Annotated in this window: 22 protein-coding genes and 1 other RNA gene (1 of these 23 only partly in view); 7 read left to right on the plus strand and 16 right to left on the minus strand. The window is 38.7% G+C overall.

Features of this window, described 5'->3' with window-relative positions:
- The first annotated feature begins 78 nt into the window (after positions 1–78).
- The 3 genes from ssrS to IGI64_RS10865 all read left to right on the plus strand — a co-directional run bounded on the left by ssrS (position 79) and on the right by IGI64_RS10865 (position 1,204).
- Positions 79–273, plus strand: a non-coding RNA gene (gene ssrS / locus IGI64_RS10855) — 6S RNA.
- Between the two features lie 100 nt (positions 274–373).
- Positions 374–658: a hypothetical protein gene (locus tag IGI64_RS10860; RefSeq protein ID WP_034860984.1), complete on the plus strand. Its 285-nt coding sequence runs from the start codon at positions 374–376 to the stop codon at positions 656–658.
- Between the two features lie 75 nt (positions 659–733).
- Positions 734–1,204: a universal stress protein gene (locus IGI64_RS10865; protein WP_034860981.1), complete on the plus strand. Its 471-nt coding sequence runs from the start codon at positions 734–736 to the stop codon at positions 1,202–1,204.
- A gap of 137 nt (positions 1,205–1,341) precedes the next feature.
- Here the strand turns inward: IGI64_RS10865 and IGI64_RS10870 are convergent, their stop codons facing one another.
- Positions 1,342–1,830, minus strand: coding sequence for a GyrI-like domain-containing protein (locus IGI64_RS10870; RefSeq protein ID WP_429940545.1), 489 nt, complete (start codon positions 1,828–1,830; stop codon positions 1,342–1,344).
- 88 nt (positions 1,831–1,918) lie between these two features.
- Between IGI64_RS10870 and IGI64_RS10875 the strand changes: the two genes are divergently transcribed.
- Positions 1,919–2,842, plus strand: a complete 924-nt coding sequence (locus IGI64_RS10875; protein WP_429940546.1) for a helix-turn-helix transcriptional regulator — start codon at positions 1,919–1,921, stop codon at positions 2,840–2,842.
- 140 nt (positions 2,843–2,982) lie between these two features.
- Here IGI64_RS10875 and IGI64_RS10880 read toward each other — a convergent pair whose 3' ends face one another.
- The 13 genes from IGI64_RS10880 to IGI64_RS10940 all read right to left on the minus strand — a co-directional run bounded on the left by IGI64_RS10880 (position 2,983) and on the right by IGI64_RS10940 (position 12,936).
- Positions 2,983–4,167 carry an acetate kinase gene (locus IGI64_RS10880; protein ID WP_034860979.1) on the minus strand — a complete coding sequence of 395 codons (1,185 nt, stop codon included), beginning with the start codon at positions 4,165–4,167 and terminating at the stop codon, positions 2,983–2,985.
- A gap of 25 nt (positions 4,168–4,192) precedes the next feature.
- Positions 4,193–5,200 (minus strand): class I SAM-dependent methyltransferase, encoded by a 1,008-nt coding sequence (locus IGI64_RS10885; RefSeq protein ID WP_034860977.1) that lies wholly within the window; start codon positions 5,198–5,200, stop codon positions 4,193–4,195.
- A gap of 164 nt (positions 5,201–5,364) precedes the next feature.
- Positions 5,365–5,733 carry a competence type IV pilus minor pilin ComGG gene (gene comGG, locus IGI64_RS10890; protein WP_429940547.1) on the minus strand — a complete coding sequence of 123 codons (369 nt, stop codon included), beginning with the start codon at positions 5,731–5,733 and terminating at the stop codon, positions 5,365–5,367.
- Positions 5,696–6,133, minus strand: a complete 438-nt coding sequence (gene comGF / locus IGI64_RS10895; protein ID WP_429940548.1) for a competence type IV pilus minor pilin ComGF — start codon at positions 6,131–6,133, stop codon at positions 5,696–5,698. Before comGF ends, comGG begins: the two co-directional genes overlap by 38 nt.
- Positions 6,111–6,434, minus strand: a complete 324-nt coding sequence (locus tag IGI64_RS10900) for a hypothetical protein (protein WP_429940549.1) — start codon at positions 6,432–6,434, stop codon at positions 6,111–6,113. Before IGI64_RS10900 ends, comGF begins: the two co-directional genes overlap by 23 nt.
- The gene (gene comGD / locus IGI64_RS10905; RefSeq protein ID WP_429940550.1) at positions 6,415–6,855 is read right to left on the minus strand and encodes a competence type IV pilus minor pilin ComGD; all 441 of its coding nucleotides are present in this window, start codon (positions 6,853–6,855) and stop codon (positions 6,415–6,417) included. Before comGD ends, IGI64_RS10900 begins: the two co-directional genes overlap by 20 nt.
- Before the next feature lies 1 nt (position 6,856).
- Positions 6,857–7,165: a competence type IV pilus major pilin ComGC gene (comGC, locus tag IGI64_RS10910; protein ID WP_429940551.1), complete on the minus strand. Its 309-nt coding sequence runs from the start codon at positions 7,163–7,165 to the stop codon at positions 6,857–6,859.
- Positions 7,162–8,175, minus strand: a complete 1,014-nt coding sequence (gene comGB / locus IGI64_RS10915; RefSeq protein ID WP_429940552.1) for a competence type IV pilus assembly protein ComGB — start codon at positions 8,173–8,175, stop codon at positions 7,162–7,164. The genes comGC and comGB overlap by 4 nt, the downstream gene beginning before the upstream one ends.
- Positions 8,157–9,098, minus strand: a complete 942-nt coding sequence (gene comGA, locus IGI64_RS10920) for a competence type IV pilus ATPase ComGA (RefSeq protein ID WP_429940553.1) — start codon at positions 9,096–9,098, stop codon at positions 8,157–8,159. Before comGA ends, comGB begins: the two co-directional genes overlap by 19 nt.
- Before the next feature lie 132 nt (positions 9,099–9,230).
- Positions 9,231–9,887, minus strand: coding sequence for a tRNA (guanosine(46)-N7)-methyltransferase TrmB (gene trmB, locus IGI64_RS10925; protein ID WP_429940554.1), 657 nt, complete (start codon positions 9,885–9,887; stop codon positions 9,231–9,233).
- A 165-nt stretch (positions 9,888–10,052) separates the two neighbouring features.
- On the minus strand, positions 10,053–10,835 hold the full coding sequence (locus IGI64_RS10930; protein ID WP_429940555.1) for a phosphotransferase family protein: 783 nt from the start codon (positions 10,833–10,835) through the stop codon (positions 10,053–10,055).
- Positions 10,836–10,988: 153 nt separating this feature from the next.
- Positions 10,989–12,206 (minus strand): ABC transporter permease, encoded by a 1,218-nt coding sequence (locus tag IGI64_RS10935; RefSeq protein WP_429940556.1) that lies wholly within the window; start codon positions 12,204–12,206, stop codon positions 10,989–10,991.
- On the minus strand, positions 12,199–12,936 hold the full coding sequence (locus IGI64_RS10940) for an ABC transporter ATP-binding protein (RefSeq protein ID WP_429940557.1): 738 nt from the start codon (positions 12,934–12,936) through the stop codon (positions 12,199–12,201). The genes IGI64_RS10935 and IGI64_RS10940 overlap by 8 nt, the downstream gene beginning before the upstream one ends.
- 139 nt (positions 12,937–13,075) lie before the next feature.
- Here IGI64_RS10940 and IGI64_RS10945 point away from each other — a divergent pair, with 139 nt between their 5' ends.
- The 3 genes from IGI64_RS10945 to IGI64_RS10955 all read left to right on the plus strand — a co-directional run bounded on the left by IGI64_RS10945 (position 13,076) and on the right by IGI64_RS10955 (position 14,959).
- On the plus strand, positions 13,076–13,513 hold the full coding sequence (locus IGI64_RS10945) for an HIT family protein (protein WP_429940558.1): 438 nt from the start codon (positions 13,076–13,078) through the stop codon (positions 13,511–13,513).
- Complete coding sequence (locus tag IGI64_RS10950; RefSeq protein ID WP_016622983.1) at positions 13,506–13,847, plus strand: YtxH domain-containing protein; 342 nt, start codon at positions 13,506–13,508, stop codon at positions 13,845–13,847. The genes IGI64_RS10945 and IGI64_RS10950 overlap by 8 nt, the downstream gene beginning before the upstream one ends.
- Before the next feature lie 143 nt (positions 13,848–13,990).
- Complete coding sequence (locus tag IGI64_RS10955) at positions 13,991–14,959, plus strand: peptidylprolyl isomerase (protein WP_016622982.1); 969 nt, start codon at positions 13,991–13,993, stop codon at positions 14,957–14,959.
- Positions 14,960–15,022: 63 nt separating this feature from the next.
- Here IGI64_RS10955 and IGI64_RS10960 read toward each other — a convergent pair whose 3' ends face one another.
- A complete protein-coding gene (locus IGI64_RS10960; protein WP_016622981.1) occupies positions 15,023–15,967 on the minus strand; it encodes a 3'-5' exoribonuclease YhaM family protein in 945 nt (314 codons plus the stop codon).
- A 1-nt stretch (position 15,968) separates the two neighbouring features.
- Positions 15,969–18,251, minus strand: partial view of an AAA family ATPase gene (locus IGI64_RS10965; RefSeq protein WP_429940559.1) — the 3' portion only. The gene runs 408 nt beyond the window's last position; the window shows 2,283 of its 2,691 coding nt (coding positions 409–2,691); its start codon lies beyond the right edge, outside the window; its stop codon occupies positions 15,969–15,971.

The following is an 18,251-nucleotide window of genomic DNA, read 5'->3' on the forward strand; positions in this document are numbered from 1 at the left end:
ACGCCACTTTCGGATTCGCTTTATAATTTGTGAGCGCACTCGTTGCTCTTTTTAGATGGGTATGCTACTATAAAGGTGGTAAATCTGTGATGTGCGAGTTGTCCTCTTTGTGTGTTGACCGAACATTTTTATTGATATATTGGGACCCGTCTTGTGTCAATGCTGGTAACATGCCTTTTCTTTTGGTAGTTCGAAGCTCCGACCGTGGGACCCACCTGCTTGAATTTGCGGGATCAATACTACAGGACGAGTAACGGCATTAACGGATCTTACCATTTTTTTGATAACTTGCAGGGTGTGGGGGTTCTCCTCCACACCCTGCTTATGTATTATTTGCTATTATAAAAACAGAATGATTTTTAAGGAGTTTGTTATGATACGTTTATTGATGCTTTTGGCAGCAGTCTTACTGCTGTTCGTTGGTTTTTATTTATTGAAAAAACAAGAAATCTTTTTCGTTTTGATCGGAAAAACAGAGAAAAACCAAAAGTTCCTTCAATTTTACGGCGTTGCCTATGCTTTATTTGGTCTATTAGGCTTTGCAGCCGCATTTTTCAATCAGCAAATGCTGGCACTTCTTTATCTATTATTGGTCATCATCGTCTCTTCCGCTTTCAGCATTACTTTTGCGAAAAAAATGTCCACTTCAAAACAGTAAAATAATTCTCTTTTTTTAAGAAGTGTTTTACAATAGAAGTAGAAACAAGCGGATGCTTGAGAGGAGCGAATGCAAATGTTACAACAATACAAGAAAATCATGGTCGCTGTCGATGGATCAGACGAAGCAGAATTAGCGTTCAAAAAAGCAGTAAACGTTGCAAAACGTAATAACGCAGAACTTTTATTAGCTCATGTCATTGATACACGTTCATTCCAAACCGTTTCTTCATTTGATGGTATGTTGGCAGAGCAAGCAACTGAGATGGCGAAAAAAACACTTGATGAATATGAAAAAACAGCAAAAGAAGCTGGACTTGAAAAAGTCTCAGTTATCATCGAATACGGATCTCCTAAACCGATTATCGGCAAACAGATCCCAGAAGAAAACGAAGTCGATCTAGTAATGCTAGGCGCAACAGGATTGAATGCTGTCGAACGTCTCTTCATCGGTTCTGTTTCTGAATATGTTATCCGTCACGCAAGCTGCGATGTACTTATCGTCCGTACTGACTTGGAAAACCATATTCCTGAAGAAAAAGAATAAACAGACAAAAATGTCTTTTCTAAAAAGATAGAAAAAAGCCGAAAAGCTTTCTTCTATCTTTTTTTACATTCCCGACTCCCGATTCTAAAAAACCATCCCAACCGTCGCTTTCGACGGCTGGGATGGTTGAATATAAATTAGTTATTTTCAGATACAGGGATACGTAATTCCACCACTGCGTCCATTGGATTTCCATTTAACAAAGCCTCTACCACGAAGCTGTCTTCTTTATATAGTCCTGGGTTTGCAGGCAAGATCTCTCCAAAGAATTTGCTGATCAATTGGTCAAACAGTGCTCTGCTTGGTCCCCCTTCTCCTTTTAGCACGACATAATCGCCTTCAGGTAATGTACGTGTTTCTGTATCTTCAAAATTTTCTATTGTGTTGGCTCCGGCAAAATATTCTAAAAAGTCAGCAGTTGCTGTGCTGATTGCATAACCGATTTTATCTTGGCTGACTTTCATCAGCATTGGGAATTTTCCGCTTTTAGCGACAGAAGCAAAGTGATTGCTTTTTGCTTTTGAAACTTCTTCGATATTTTCCATTGTTGGCAATGGTAATTGCGCTGGGTAACCTTGGATCGTCATTTCATCAAAGTGTTGGATAGTGTAATTTTTTTCAGTCATTTTTATTCCTTCTTTCTTTGCTTATGGGTATACTATACTAAAAAATACCTGACAATAAGCTGTCATGTATTAATGAAAAGGTGAAAAAATGCGTATTGCTCGATTAATCAACATTATTCTTTATTTATTGCAAAAAGAACTTGTCACTATTCCTCGTCTAGCAGAAATGTTCGAAGTCTCTGAACGGACGATTCATCGAGATATCGAATCTTTGACGCTGGCTGGTATCCCTATCTATACAGTTCAAGGAAGAAATGGCGGTATCGGACTTCTGCCTAACTATAAAATAGACAAAAAATTTTTAACAGAGCAAGATGTTCAACATTTGTTCCTTGCATTAACAAGTATACAAAATATCATCGATAGCCCTGAAATCAGTGAAACTGTCCAAAAACTCCATGCCATGTACGCTTTTCAAGATAGAGTAGAGCAATTTTCCATTCAAGAAGCCAATTGGGAAGGTGCCGCTGAATTGAAAAAATTAGCCCAGAGATTTCATCAAGCAATCAAAAATCAAACACTCGTTAGTTTTCAATACAGCGACCGCAACGGACAATTGACACAGCGGATCATTGAGCCTTATCGCCTCGCCTATAAAGGAGAACGCTGGTATCTGCAAGCATACAGTTTAGAAAGAAAAGACTTTCGAACGTTTCGATTATCTAGAATGGAACAAGTCGATTTTAAAAACGAAACTTTTGACTCTCGGAAATTACCCAATGCTTCATTTACAAATACGTTTGATTTTTTACCAGAGATGCAGGAAATCACCATAAAAGCAGACAATACAGTGCGCGACCTGATTATTGAACGTTTCGGAAACAAACAGCTAAAACAGTTGGAAAACCATGAATTTGAAGCACAGCTCCGTTTACCTCAAACTGAAAATGCGTATCGCTTTATTTTATCCCTTGGAGACAAAGTAAAAATCATTGAGGGTCAAGAATTCTTGGAAGGATTTCAAGACTACCTGGAATCGATTCGCTCACTTTATTATTCAACGAAACTTTAACCCTCAGCCACTAGTTTTAGGAAATGACACAGGAATCAGTACTTTACACTTGCTGGATCTCGTTTTCTATACAAAAAGACTGGATAAACGAAAATTATCCAGTCTTTTTAATTAATGATGTTATGAAAGTTTTATGTCTCTTATCCGCGCAAACGTTCTACGTCTCTTGCGATCATCAACTCTTCATCTGTTGGGATAACAAATACTTTTACTTTTGAATCCTCAGTTGAAATAGCTAATTCTTGACCACGCTGTTTGTTTTTCTCTGGATCGATCGCACAACCAAACCATGTCATTCCTTTGATGATTTCGCTGCGGACATGTCCGTCATTTTCACCGATTCCAGCAGTAAATACAATCGCATCAACGCCGTTCATTGTTGTTACATAACCGCCGATATATTTGCGGATACGGTCAACAAAGATGTCATAGGCAAGCTTGATTTCGTCTTTATCGTAATTTGCTTCTAAGTCACGCATATCACTAGAAAGATGTGTCAAACCTAGAAGACCTGATTTTTTGTTCAAAATCGTAATCATTTCATCGATATCAATGTTTAGTTTTTCCATTAAGTATGGCAAAACTGCTGGATCGATATCTCCTGAACGAGTACCCATCGTCACACCTGCTAAAGGCGTAAAGCCCATAGAAGTATCAACAGATTTTCCGCCGTCAACTGCTGTGATCGACACGCCGTTTCCTAAATGACAAGTAATGATTTTCAGCTCTTCGATCGGTTTGCCCATCAAATCTGCGGCACGTTCTGAAACGTAACGGTGACTTGTTCCATGGAATCCATATTTTCTGACTTTCAAGTCTTCGTAGTATTCCATTGGCAAGCTGTATAGATAGCTGTGTTTAGGCATAGTTGAGTGGAAAGATGTATCAAATACTGCAACACTGATGATGTTAGGCAAGATTTTTTTAAATGCTTTGATTCCCATCAAGTTTGCTGGATTGTGCAATGGTGCAAATTCTGCTAATTCTTGGATTCGTTCCATTACTTCTTCATCAACGACTACAGAATCACCATATGTTTCTCCACCATGAACAACACGATGGCCTACACCAGTGATTTCGTCATAAGAACTTAAAATGTTTAGTTCGATCAATTGATCTAACAGCATTTTTACAGCTACTTCATGATCGTCGATATCTAAGACTTGCTCAAATTTTTGATCTTCGCCGTATTTGATCGTAAAGATAGAATCTTTCAATCCGATTCGTTCTACGATCCCTTTTGCGATAACTGTTTCTTCTGGCATTTGATATAATTGCCATTTCAAACTTGAACTTCCAGCGTTGATTGCGATTGTTTTAGACATATTACTCTCCTTCATCCTTAATTTATTATAGAGCTGATGACTTCCATGCTTCAAATTCTTTAAAGAATTCTGTCACCTTCTCTGGATCTTTTAACGAAGCTAATTTCACCAGCAAGACTTCTTTTGCTTGTTGGGCTTGCGGGCCTTTTTTCTGCAAAATCAAAATACTTTTTTGTGATTGTTTGTTACGGAAAAGTTCTTCCGGAAGCTGGACCATCCCTTGCAGATAGCCTTCTTCACCAAACCATTTCTTGATTGCATCACTTTGCGGTGTCTCTAAAAAATTACTTGGCATCAAGAACAAACCAAAGCCGTCTGGTTTTACATATTTCATTGCTTGTTCCAGTAAAAGATGATGCGCATAACTATGCTCGTCTTCTACTCCCGTCAGAAATTCTTTTGCTTTCTCGTCATTTGGATAATAGCCGATTGGCAAATCACTGATTGCAACATCTACTGGATCAATCAGCAGTTCTTGCAGTCCATCTTGATGGAAATACTGGATTGGCGCTTGTGCAAGCTCACTTGTTGAAGCTGCGACTGCCAGCAGCGTATCATCGATATCAACACCAAAACCTTCTGCTTCATACCCAGCAATTTTAAGATTCAATAACACTGTCAATAATAGATTACCCATTCCTGACGCAATATCCAAGACTTTCAGCGGTTCTTTTTTATCTGTGAACAACTGCTCAACCAAAAAGACAAAGAGATAGCCGATACTATCTGGTGTCAGCTGATGGTTTGCTTGTAACGGTTCAGTCTGTCCGCCTTTCAATAATAAAAGTTGAGACAGGCGACGCCACTCTTCAGGTTCAAAAGATAATTTTTTTAACTCACCATAAAGTTCGTTCAATCGTTTCGAGGTCTCTTCTGATGGTACGCCGTCTATTACTCGAACTTGGTAATTGTCGATCAAATTTTCAGCATTCTCGACATAGGCTTCTAGAAAAGAAGAACCCAATGCATTTTGTAAAAGCTGAACAGCTTCCAGGTTTTGATTAAACCCTTGCTCCATTTTTTCTGGTAACATGGCACACCTCATTTTAGATATTATAACAATTTTTATACCTGTTTAATTCTAACGAACAATTGCTGAAATTTCAATCGTTTTCACCGTATTTTTTTTGTGAAAAACCAAACATACAAACTTCACAAATAAGATAATACCGCAAAAGAGTCCGTTTTCATTAATTCTCACGAACCTGCTCTTCCTTCTTCCTTTTTTCTCGCTTCCACATTCTCAAAAAAGGTATATTCAAAGGGAGAAACTGAAATCACTAATTTCAATTCTCCGTCCCTTTTATGGTACACGATCTGACCTGTTGTATAACGCTGTTTTCCTTCTATCGGTTGTTCACCTTTTGATGAATAATCTGCTAAAAACATTTCTTTCATTGTTTTGGCAATATAAAAATTTTTTGTTCTCAATCCTATATCACTGGTCAAACGATAACTTTCCAGAACTGAAAGCATCAAAAAACTGCCCAATAAAAATAACAAAATCGTCGAAAATAAAATACTCCCCTCAAAAGGAGCTGTCTCTCGGTCTGGTCCATTTCCCATACTCTTGTTCTCCATTTTCAAATTCTGCGGCAAAAGCAATAAACAATGATTCTTCGATAAATTCAAACCGCGCTATATCCATCAGCATCGGTTGATGTCCGCCTGCATCTCTTCTTCTGCGAATCATATTTCGATGCTGTTCAATGATATAACTGCGTTCATTTTTTTCATAAATCAGCCGATTGTTCTCTATTTTGACAGAAGTTGCGGCTTCTAATTCATTTTCTAATTGGATCAAAAAGACAAGCCAATCCTGATAATCTTTTCTTTGCAAAGTCTCATCTAACTTCCCTGCCTGTCGTATCAATAAATCCGCAGTAAGCAAAACGCCGCTTAAAACAAGCAGCGCAACCATACATTCTAACAGAGTAAAGCCTTTAAGCAGACGGTATCTTTTCAATTCTGATCACTTCGCTTTCTCCTAGGATCACAGCTTTTTCAATTCCATTTTCTGCTGTGAGCTCCACGACACTGGCAAAAGGAAGCTGCCGATAACGCCGTTGCTCTCCTTCATGTATTTGATATGCTTTTACTTCTTCATAAAGGATACGAGCTAATCGGACAACATGCTTAGTTTCCTGCTGTCGTTCAAGCAAAAAGAGCTGCGTACGGCTGAAAAAGTGCACACTGACTGTCACGATACTCAAAGCAACCAGCGATTCCAAAAGAATAAATCCTGATTTATTCGACTCTTTTGACATATCTTCCGCCTCCCATTTGGAATTGATAGGTGATTCTTTGGTTTTTTCTTGGCCAATAAAACTGATATGCTCTCAATGAACTTTCATTTCCTGTATTGGCAGCGAACACGATTCTTTCTGCTCGCTGCACAACTAGATCAGAAGGAATTTGCAAAGAGTTCCAATGATGAGCAAAATATACCGGCACATCGAAGAAAATCTGCGTTTGCTCGTTGATTGCTTCAAAGCTTGTTTGCTGCTGATTAACGATTGCTGTTTTTTGAGCAGCAGCAATTCGTTTTTCAAAACTGGCAAAAAATTGATGAACGATCATCTGCTGCTGTACATTTTCTATTGCGGATAAAGAAAGTGATGCAGCAAAGATTGCTATTGTCAAAATCAGCAGACTTTCAATCAACGTGTATCCTCGTTTATTTTCCATTTTAATCTTGGTTATAGATATCCGCATGTTCTCTTGTGATGTATCCTTCCCTCAGCAATTCTTCGACGGTAGGTCTTCTGCCGTTGTTTTGTAAAGAAAATAGTTCTTTTTGTGTTGCTACTAGTTGGAGCACTGCCTCTCTGCTTTCTTGGTTGACATGCTCTCTGTATCTTGAAAGATTAGGTACAAATAACAAAATCAGGACACTGATGACGAGCAGTACTAATAACATTTCGATTAAAGTAAAAGCGGAAAAAGAAGCTTCTCTCAGCAAAAATTTTTTTGGTTTTCTCTCTAGTATTTTTATCATAGTACCTCCCCCATGTTTTCATAAAGCGGCAGCAAGATCGCAGCATAAATCAGCAAGATAAACAATGCTACAGCTAAAAATAAAATCGGCTGTAGCCATTGGAGCCAACGATCGATTTTTTGAAAAAAGCGATCTCTCGCTACTTCGCTGTAAAATAATAGTTCTTTCCCAAGATTTCCTTTCGCCTCTCCCTGCTGAATGATTCGGCTGAATTCAGCAGTCAGAAATGCACAGTCTTCAAATTGCTGCGCCAAAGGTTCCCCAGTTTCTAATTTCACAGCTGTTCTTTCAGCAAACAGCTGTGCCAAACTGCCTTTTTTGGCTTCTTTAAGACAGAAAATCACTTGTTTCAATTCCAAGCCTTTTTGGAATAACTTTCCAATCTCTAGGGAAAGATAAGCAGATTGATAAAGTTTGAATATAGAACCAATAAAAAACAACTGTCCATAAAAATCAGCTCGAGCTATCACATCTCTGCGCCGTGCCAGCAACCGCCACGCACCTGCTGAAAAAAGAAAAAGTGAGATACCCCCTAATAGATAAAGATGAACATATTGGATCAGCTTAAACCCCCAATGCGCAGAATCGATCATGTCAGATAATACGAGTTGAGGCAACAGAATCTGGCGCATGCTAAATAAAATACCAAACAGAAAAAAGAACAGCAAAATGGGATAACTCAGCAGTTTTTTTAAATCTTTACGAAATTTCTCTAAAAGTGTCAGCTGTTGCGCGATTCCTTGGAGCGTAGCGATCAAATCACCATGGATCTCTGCTAATTCGACTTGGAGCAGCTGTTCTTCCTTCAATCCAATGCAGCGGAGTATTTCCTGAAACGTCCTTCCTGTTTCTAAAGAATGTTGAAGTTCTTCTAAAACTGATTCAGGGAATAGACTGATCTTTTGCAATAAGGATAACGCTTCTTGCAAACTGAACCCATTCGATAATAAATCTGCCAGCAGTGTCATAAAACGGCATTGCTGATTTGTGCTTAACGTTTTTTGAGGCATGTTGTCTTCCAGTCTCCTTTCTTAGCTTCTTTATAAGCTGTTTCCCATGTCCGTTCTACTAGTCCCTGTTTTTCAAAAAATCGGTAGCTCCACAATAATGCAGGCTGCTGCTGGTCATTTGGCAGTAATTCTTGGTAAACGATCCCTCTCAAACACTCGGTCAATTCGCTTCTTCGGCTTGTCAGCTCATTGATCCTAGTAAACGTTCCTGACAAATCTCGTGCGTGGACAGTAGCAAATACACGATGCCCCGTCAAAGCTGCTCTCACAGCCGCTGAAGCTGTTTTTTCGTCTCTTATCTCGCCAATGATGAGCAAGTCTGGGCGATGGCGTAATGCCAATTTCAATAACTGTTCATAATCCTGTCCAATCTTCCAATTGACTTGAAGCTGCAAAAATTCCGGCACTTCGATTTCAACCGGATCTTCTACCGTCAATACTTGCAGTTTCTGTTCTTGCGCCAGCCGATACATCAATGTCGTTTTTCCAGAGCCAACCGGACCGCTAAACAGATAAAGGCCTCTAGCAGCTGCCTTTTCTGCCAATAAAGAAAAGCTTTCTGTGCAAAAATAACGTAATTCTGATTCAGAAATCCCATACAGCAAGCGAATAACCAAGCTTTCCCGTTGAAGATAATCGCCCACAGAAGAAAGCCGGAGCCGAATTTTTTGTTTGTCCAGCGAATATGTGAATGATCCAGCTTGCGGTTTGCGCTTCTCCCCAATATCCATTTGCCCTAAATATTTGAAACGAGTAATCAGCTGCTGTCCTTCAAGTGGTGAAAAAGAACGTTTCAGTATGCGAATCTGACCACAGCGAAAGAAAAGCTGAAAGCCTTCTTCATAGGGCAAAAGATAGATGTCTTCTGCTCTTTCACGAAAGCCTTCGTCGATAATCTGATCGGATAATCGGATAATGTCCATTTTCTCTCCCCCTTCACCGATAAGATACGCACCGAAATTTTTTTATTTTTTCAAAACAAAAAAATATCCAGACAGAAGTTCGCCCTCATGAGGTTCCTTCTTATCTGGATAGTTCTATTTTTTTATGATTTATTAAGCTTTTTTTGTTTTGTCGGGAAATTTAGCTTCCACACGATAGATTCTTTGTCCTCTTGAAGAAAATTTTTCTTCATATTCCGTCATGATATTTCCTTCAAAATCGCTTTTATGAAGGTCTAGCCATACACGCTGCAAAATCATACCGTACTGAGAAAAACTGCTTAGCGAATATTCAAACAACCCTTGATTATCTGTTTTAAAATGGATCTCGCCTTCTGGACGTAAAATCTGTTCATCTACTGCCAAAAAACTTTTGAAGGTCAGACGTCTTTTTTCATGACGTTTTTTAGGCCATGGATCAGAAAAATTCAAGTAGATTTGGTCGATTTCACTGTCAGCAAAATAATTCGTCAAGGCCGAGCCATCGACATGCAGCAGCTTCAAGTTAGGTAATGGTTCTTCAAGAAGTTTGTCCAAAGCAAGAGAAATCACACTTACTTGCATCTCGACACCGATATAATTGATTTCTGGATGAGCTTTTGCCATCCCAGTGATAAACTGGCCTTTTCCCATACCGATCTCAATATGTATGGGTTGATCATTACCAAAAAGTTCAGACCACTTTCCTTTCCATTTTTCTGGATCGCTGATGACAAATTCAGGATGTGCTGCCAGCAATTCTGCAGCTCCTGGACGATTTCGAACGCGCATTTCTTTTCTTCCTTTCATTAAAAAAGAGGAGGTTGCAGCTCCATTTATCCAAACTCAGGATAGTCAGGGTGCCGCATCCTCTTGATACTCTAGTTATTTCTTATTCATTAAATAAAATCAATTTATAATTGCTTTGCAGATTTTAAAGAAAGAACAAACAACAAATCAGCCGCTAAAAATCCGTTTCAGCTGCAAGATCTCTTCATTCATTCGTTTGAACTCTCCTCTTTTGCAATAGCGTACAACTTCTTGCAAAAGATTCATTACTGCGTACCAATGGACTTTTTCTAATACCTCATCATTTGGTCGAATACCATAGCTCACCAGCCATTGATTCCAGTTTGACAATGGGACATAATTGCCCAAGATCGTGCCGATATCAACTGCCGGATCTGCAAAAGTAATCGAATCCCAATCTACTAAGTATAAATAGTTTTGACAAACAAGCCAGTTCCGATGATTGACATCTCCATGGACGACAGTAAAATTTTGAACAGAAGTTTCAGGAAGCTGACTTCTGAGAAATTCATGGACAAGTTGTAAAAACCGGTTTTCCTGCAGCATCTCTGGCAGTTCATTTTCATAGTCCAGCAGCATCCGCTCTGGCGTGATGACTTGTCCGCCAATTCGATTCAGCATCGTTTTTAAAGAAGAGGAGTGATGAAGATGGTAAAGCACATCAATGACATCATTGCGCTGTCCGATTTCATCAGGCGTTAATATCCGTCCTTCAAGCCATTCTTGGGCCGTCAACGTATCGCCATTTCCCATCCGCTTCGTCCAAACGAGTTTCGGGGTAATCCCTTCTCTAGACAATGCAGCAAGCATTGGTGTTGTATTCCGTTTAATAAAGACCTTTTCTTGATCTCGCATACCAATATACGTTTTTCCGGTATCCCCTTTGATAGGCCGTAAACGCCAGTCTTGGTCCAGCTGAAACTCCATCATGCTTTCTCCCGTCTCTCACTCTTTGTTTGCAGTACTTATTATTCTAGTCGCCGAGCCTCTGAACGTCAAGCGTATATACGTTTTTTTCGGCATTTTATTTTCAAAAAAGCTGCGTTTCCTAAAATAGTTGCAAATCTTCAGTGTTTAGGGTGATTATTCGCCCATTTTTGCCAACCGCCGCGGTGTATAAAATAGAATAAAAAGCAGAACGACCAGCAAATACACAATGATAGGTACTGTTTTTTCAATCAATGTTCCAGGTAAAGCAAATGCAGAACACAGACCAAAAATCACTGCCGCAACAGTCAATACGATACTTAACAGCATTTTGATTGCTTTCGCTTTCTGGGATGCTGGAACTGGGTAGATTCGCGTCATGGTCATGTATTGAAACTGGTTGTATAAAGGAAGCAGCTGGAAACCAATCAAATATAAGAATAGACTGCCTATGATCAAGCTAAGATAAAATTCTGTGATTACTGCACTTAATAAAGCACCAATAATCAAAAGTCTGAAATACAATCCGCTGAATTCTGAACCGCGAAGGAAACGGCGCGCATATAAGTAAAGATAAGTATTTTGGCTTGTCGTTTTGATACGACCCAATAAAAAGTCGAAATATTTCTTCCGTTTGACCCGTGCCGTCACTTCTGGCACATCAGTGAACAAGTTGATAAAGCGATAGATTTGATAAAGACGGCTTTCTTCCTGCTTCACCATTTTTTCCCAATCCAAACTTGCTGTGTTCTTTTTTTGCAAGAACCAATAGAAAACTATCGCTTGGATCAACGCTGATGCAACGCCGACCCACACAGAGAAATAAAGTGCTGCTAATAACACAGCTAACGATGTTCCCATCCAAAGTCCGCGCCACATTTTCAAGCTCTTCTCTGGCATTCGAGTCAAAGCTGCCCACCGAACTTGGAATTCACTGATTTTCAAGCAAAACAGCAGCACCAAGTAGATAAAATACATAGAAAAAGGATTGCCCGTGCTCACAACGACAAGCGGCATAGCAAACCCGCCCGTCAAAACCAGAATAACAGCTGGCAAAATCATCGAATAACGCAGTCCGCGTTTCAAATAACTTTTCATTTCTTTTTCTTTCGGCAGCAAAAAGACCAAATCAGCTGGTTCTGCCAACGTTGCAAACTTTCCGGCAAATAGACAGAAAAACCAAAAAACAGCAACAATCAAGCCGCCTAAAGAAAAATGACTCGGCAATGTTTTTATCCAATTAGAATAATACAACCCTGTACCGCCCAGCAAAAACAAACAAACCAGAACAAAATGATCATTGAACACATATCTCAGGTATTTCATCATTTTTTTCTGGTGTTTTGCTAAACGCTGCTGAAAAAATTTATCCATTTCCCTGCTCCTTTGTCAAAGATACATAGATTTCATCCAAAGAAGAACCTGGCAGATCAAACTCTTGTTGAAGCTCTGCTAATGTACCCTGAGCACGTACTTTTCCTTCATGGAGAACGACAAAACGATCACAGTATTTTTCTGCGGTAGCTAAGATATGCGTTGACATCAAGATAGCTGCACCTTCATTTTTCATTTCTACCATTAATTCTAGTAAAGCATTGATAGCTAATGGATCTAATCCTAGAAATGGTTCATCAATGATGTAAAGAGAAGGTTCAATTAAAAAAGCACACAATATCATGACTTTTTGTTTCATTCCTTTAGAAAAGTTTGCTGGAAACCATTCTAACCGTTTATCTAATCGAAAAGTCTGGAGCAGTTTTTCTGCCCGCAAAAAAGCTGTTTCGACTGGGATATCATACGCCATCGCAGTGATTTCGATATGCTCTTTAAGAGTAAGTTCTTCATATAAAGCAGGTGTTTCTGGAATATAGCCGATTTTTTTGCGGTATTCTTCCGGCTCTTTTTTCAAGCTTAACCCATCGATTTCGATTTTTCCTTTTGTTGGTTCTAACAAGCCGATGATGTTCTTGATCGTCGTACTTTTTCCAGCACCATTCAGTCCAATCAAACCAATCATTTCACCAGAGTCCACAGTGAAGTCTATATCTTTCAAAACCAGGATATGGCCATAGCCTCCCGTGACGTTCTCAATCTTTAAAACCATTCTTTTTCCTCCAAATTTCTGCTGTTTTTATTATACCATGAAGAAAATCTCATCATTGGATTTTTTTCCTCCCAATTCTTTTCAGTTATGGTAAAGTTAGGATAAGAAGCTATTTTCAGTATGAAAGGATGTCTAATGAATGGAAAATTGTATTTTTTGTAAAATCATCAACCAGGAAATCCCTAGTTACAAAGTATATGAAGATGAGAAAGTGTATGCTTTTTTAGATATCTCGCAAACAACGAAAGGTCATACTTTACTGGTTCCAAAAAAACATGTATCTGATATTTTTGAATACGATCCAGAATTAGCGGGAGAAGTTTTTTCAAGAGTTCCTCTGATTGCTAAATCTTTGGAAAAAGCACTTCCTGAAATGCAAGGATTGAATGTTTTAAATAACAATCGTGAGTTGGCTTATCAATCGGTTTTCCACTCACATATCCATTTGGTTCCCCGCTACAGTGAGAAAGATGACTTCTCGATCCATTTTGGTCATCATCAAGATGCGTACACAGCAGAAGAACTAACAGAACTTGCAGCCTCTATCAAACGCGAAGCAGGTGAACAGCATGCTTAAAAACTTTGTAAAAGGTCTCGTTTTCGGTGCAGCAGCAGGAACTGTCGGCGGGTTGCTGTTTGCTCCTCGAAGCGGAAATGAAACACGTAAGAAATTGATTGAAGAACTTGATGAAGCTGCTGAATTAACAGAAGAATTGAACTACAGTCTTAAACATTTCAAAACTTCGTTAGCTGAAACACAAGAAACAGCAAGCACGCTGATTCCTGCTTTTAAAGCAGGAATCAACAAAGATATTGAAGATTTCAAATTCCAAGCACTTCCTAGAGTCGAACAAATCAAAGAACAATCAGATAAGATTTTGGCTTCATTACCTGAAATGGAAGAAAAATAAACGAACGTTCGTTATCTTATTTATGATAAAAGTTTGAATTTTGTTTGAAAGTATTCAATTGAGGGTTTTTTTTAGGAATTGGGGTATGGTATAGTTATATGTGTGATGGAAAATACTAAACCCAATTAGGAGTGCTACTATTAATGAAAAAGAAGAAATTTATTCTAGCAGCTGCAAGCGCTTTAGCTGTTTTTACTCTCGCAGCTTGTTCAAGCGGTAACAATGAAGAAATCGCAACAATGAAGGGCGGCAAGATCACTGTTGCTGATTTTTATGAAGAAGCAAAGAAAGAATCTGCAAACCAAACATTAGTCCAAAATATGATTATCTATAAAGTATTCGATAACAAATATGGCGATGAAGTTTCAAAAGAAGATGTAGACAAACGTTATGAAGAACAAGCAGAACAATACGGCGATACTTTCGAATCTCAATTAGAAGCAGCTGGATTTACAGTTGACTCTTTCAAAGAATCGATTCGACAAAACTTAGTCGTTGAAGCTGGAATCAAAGATCATATCGATTTGACAGATGAAGACATGAAATCTGCGTGGGAATCTTTCCATCCAGAAGTAGAAGCACAAATCATCCGTCTAGATAGTGAAGATGATGCCAAAGATGTGAAGAAACAAGCAGACGACGGCAAAGACTTTGCAGAATTAGCAAAAGACAAATCAACAGATGATGCTACCAAAGAAGACGGCGGAACAATCAAATTTGATTCACGCTCAACGGAAGTGCCTGATGAAGTCAAAGAAGCAGCCTTCAAGTTGAAAAACGATGAGATCTCAGATGTTATTACTACAACAAACATGACGACATATGCACAAGAATTCTATGTTGTTAAAATGGTGAAAACGCAAGCTAAAGGCAACGACATGGATAAATTCAAGGATGAAGTCACTGAAGTTGCTACCGAAGCAAAACGTAATGATCAAGCCTTTGTAACAGAAGTTATTGGTAAAGAATTGAAAGATGCAAATGTGAAAATCAAAGATGATGCTTTTGAAAATGTTTTAAGCAACTTCATGACATCAACTTCAAGCACAACTGCAACAACGGATACAAACGCAACAACTGACACAACAGAAGAAACAGATTCTTCAAATTAAAAAATAAAAAGCTGATATCCGCGCGATTGCGGATATCAGCTTTTTTTCTAGTTAAATGATCCATTAATTTTCTTTAGGCACATAAAAACTGCGATTATCCATCCCAAAAATACGATCTGTGTATTTTCCTGGTTCTGTTTGTCTGATAGAGGTCAGCATCATCTGCATCGAAGCATCAATGTTATCGATTTGATGTAAGATCTCTGCTTCCATGATCCGCGGTCTTACAGGTGATCCATATTCCAATAACCCATGATGGGAAAGAACCATATGTCTTAACACTAGAACATCTTCATTTGAATCATCGATTTTCAATGCAAGACACGCCTTGACGATTTCTTCATCGATCAAGACCAAATGCCCTACTAGATTTCCAGATAAAGTATATTCTGTAGACATCGGACCTGATAGTTCGATCACTTTTCCTAAGTCATGTAAAATGATCCCTGCATACAATAACGCGCGATTCAATTCTGGGTACTCATCAGCAATCGACTTCCCTAAATGCAGCATAGTCAGCGTATGATACGCTAATCCGCTGGCAAACGCATGATGGTTTCTTTTGGCTGCTGGATAATCAAAAAACTCTTTTTGATATTTATTCAGCAAATAACGGACGATTCGATTCCAATGTGCATTCGTGATTTCGAATAACAATTGGTTGATTTCTTCTTCCATCGCCTCTTTTTTTATTGGTGCACGTTCCATATATAAGTTAGGCTCTTTTGGTTCATCTGTTTTCGCTTCCCGCATATGAAGGATCTTGACTTGCGGGTTGCCTTGATAAACTTCTCTTTTACCATTCAGGAACACAACAGTTCCTGCAGTAAATTTTTTGATTTCCTCTTCAGAAGCATCCCAATATTTCCCGTCGATCGTACCTGACGTATCTTGAAAAGTAAAGGCAATGAATTTCTTGCCGTTTTTTGCTATCCTGACATCTGCGTTTTTGATCAGGACAAACATTTCAAATTGGTCGTCTACTGCTAATTCACGAATTTTTTTCATGCTATGCTCCTTCTATTTTTCTTACCGCTTGCTGCAGCTTCTGATAATAGCTTACCATTTCTTGATCGGAAGAAAAACAAATTACTTGATACTTTTTCCCAAATTCTGCCAGTAGTTCTGCCAATTGCAGTTTTCTTTGAGAATCATAGTGCAGCCAACCATCGTCAATAATGATTGGACAGATGCCTTTACCAGCTTCTAGTTCTAGATAAGCAAAGCGGATCGCCATGATCAGCTGATCTTTTGTGCCCGTAGAAAGTTCATAAATAGGAAATTCCGTCAATCCATTCGTCAATGTCAGCACATTCTCTTTCAATAAAATCTGCTGGTATTGTCTTTGTGTCAATAAACTTAAATAACGACCAGCGATCTGTAAAAGCTGCGGAAGCTGACGCTCACTCATTTCAGTCGATAAATCACCTAAAAATGTTCCAGCGATTTCCAAAGCTCCCCATTGCTGCAACAAGCTTTGGATCTCTGATTTTTTCAAACTTTCTTGCTGATAAAGTTCATCTAATGTACCGTCTTTTTGTAATTCTTCTGTTTGGAGAAGGATACGCTGGCGGCTTTCTCTTTGTTCGTCTAATTGTAAGCTGAGAGTACTTCTTTCTTGTATTCCGCGTTGCAAATCGTCTTGAAGTTTTGTTCTCGTGACAGGTTTCGCAAATAATGGCGTTAAGATTTCTGTCAGTTCCTCCAATCGTTTTGCCTGTTGCTCTGTTTGTGCAGCTTTTTGTAAGTAAAGAGGAACTTCAGACGGATAGGCTAATCCAGCTGCTTCCAGCGAGTTTTTGTGCTTCTGAAGCCAGCTTTTTTGTTTGCTTTTCAATTGATTGATTTCTTGTCGCAACAATGTATTTTGCTGGTAGCTTCTGGCAAATTTCATTTGTTCCATTTCTTGGATAAATGCAGACAAATGCGAGAATTTATCCAACAACGTTTTAGCTTGCAGCGGCAGCCATTCTTCAGTCACGGCAAATTTGCTGTCTAATTCTTGGAAATAAGTATCGATTTCTTGATACCTTATCCTCTTCTCAGCGAGCATTGAAGAAAGATTATGATAATCTGTTACTTCCTGACCATACCGCTGCATCTCTTCTAGCTGATCCATTGCTCCTAAATTGTATGACTGAGCAAAAAGCGCTAATTGCTGTATGGATTCTGTAAGGAATAGCTGACTTTCTTTTTCGCTTCTTTCGACTTCTGCCAATTGTTCTGCAGCAGCATCCAGCTGACCTAATTTTTCTTGCCAAATCCCTTTGATTTCTTGAGATTCCTGCTGCGGCTCCTGCATTTTTTTGTACCCGGCAAAAATGACGCCAGCGACTGTTAAAAGAATGAACATGAACCGCCATGGTGTTGGCAAGAAAATACTAATAAGAATTCCAACTGCCAGCGCTATACCATATTTCTTGAAATCATAAGCTGGTTTAGGTGACTGTTTTTGTAATAAAAACGGGTATTTTTGTTCCAGTTCATTGATTTCTTGGTCGATTACCTGCTGCTGTTCATTGAGTACTTCACTGCGGATTTGTGCTTGATTGAGTTTTTCTTGAGCTTTTTGACGTTTTTCCAAAAAATCATTCCAAGCTTCTTGATACAAGAACTCTTTCGGCGGATTTTTTCGATCCCATTGCCAACGCATTTCTAGGATTTTCATTTCTGATTCGGTTTCTTTGATTTCAAGAGCCAATCTTCTCTGTTCAGATGCGAGGTGTTCGACATGCAGCTGTTCTTTTTGAAGATTTTTCAATTCTTCTTCTTTTTCTAAATAGAAATAATATCTAGCTGACTGCTGATCCATTCCGCTATGTTTTTCGAGTGATGCTTCCAGTTCCTCTAAACGTTCCGCCATATTTTGGTATTTTTTATAAAAATCAGACAATGTATTCTGTAATTGCTGATCAGGTAATTCTTCCAATGTATTTTCTTTAAGATTTTGCCATTCTTCATATAAAGAAAAGTTCAGCTCTTGTTGACGATAAAGTGTTATCTTTTGATCAATTTTTCCTAGCTTTTTTTGTAATTCTTCTATTTCAGCTTCTAAACGCCGATTTTCATTGACCAGATGGCTGTATGCTGATTCCTGATTCTGTTTTTCTTTGATTTTCCCTTGAAGTATTTTCCATTCATTCAACTGCTGGTTCAGTAAAAGCTTCTGGCCTTTTTTCTTGAACAGTTGCTGCGCTTTTTGATAATATTCTTGCCGTTTTTGGAAAACTTGAGAACTTCCAGTGATTCCTAAAGAAATCAAGGCATCATGAAGTTCTTTTTCTCTTAGTCC

Source organism: Enterococcus sp. DIV0210g, from assembly GCF_050559705.1.
GTDB classification, from domain to species: domain Bacteria; phylum Bacillota; class Bacilli; order Lactobacillales; family Enterococcaceae; genus Enterococcus_B; species Enterococcus_B faecalis_A.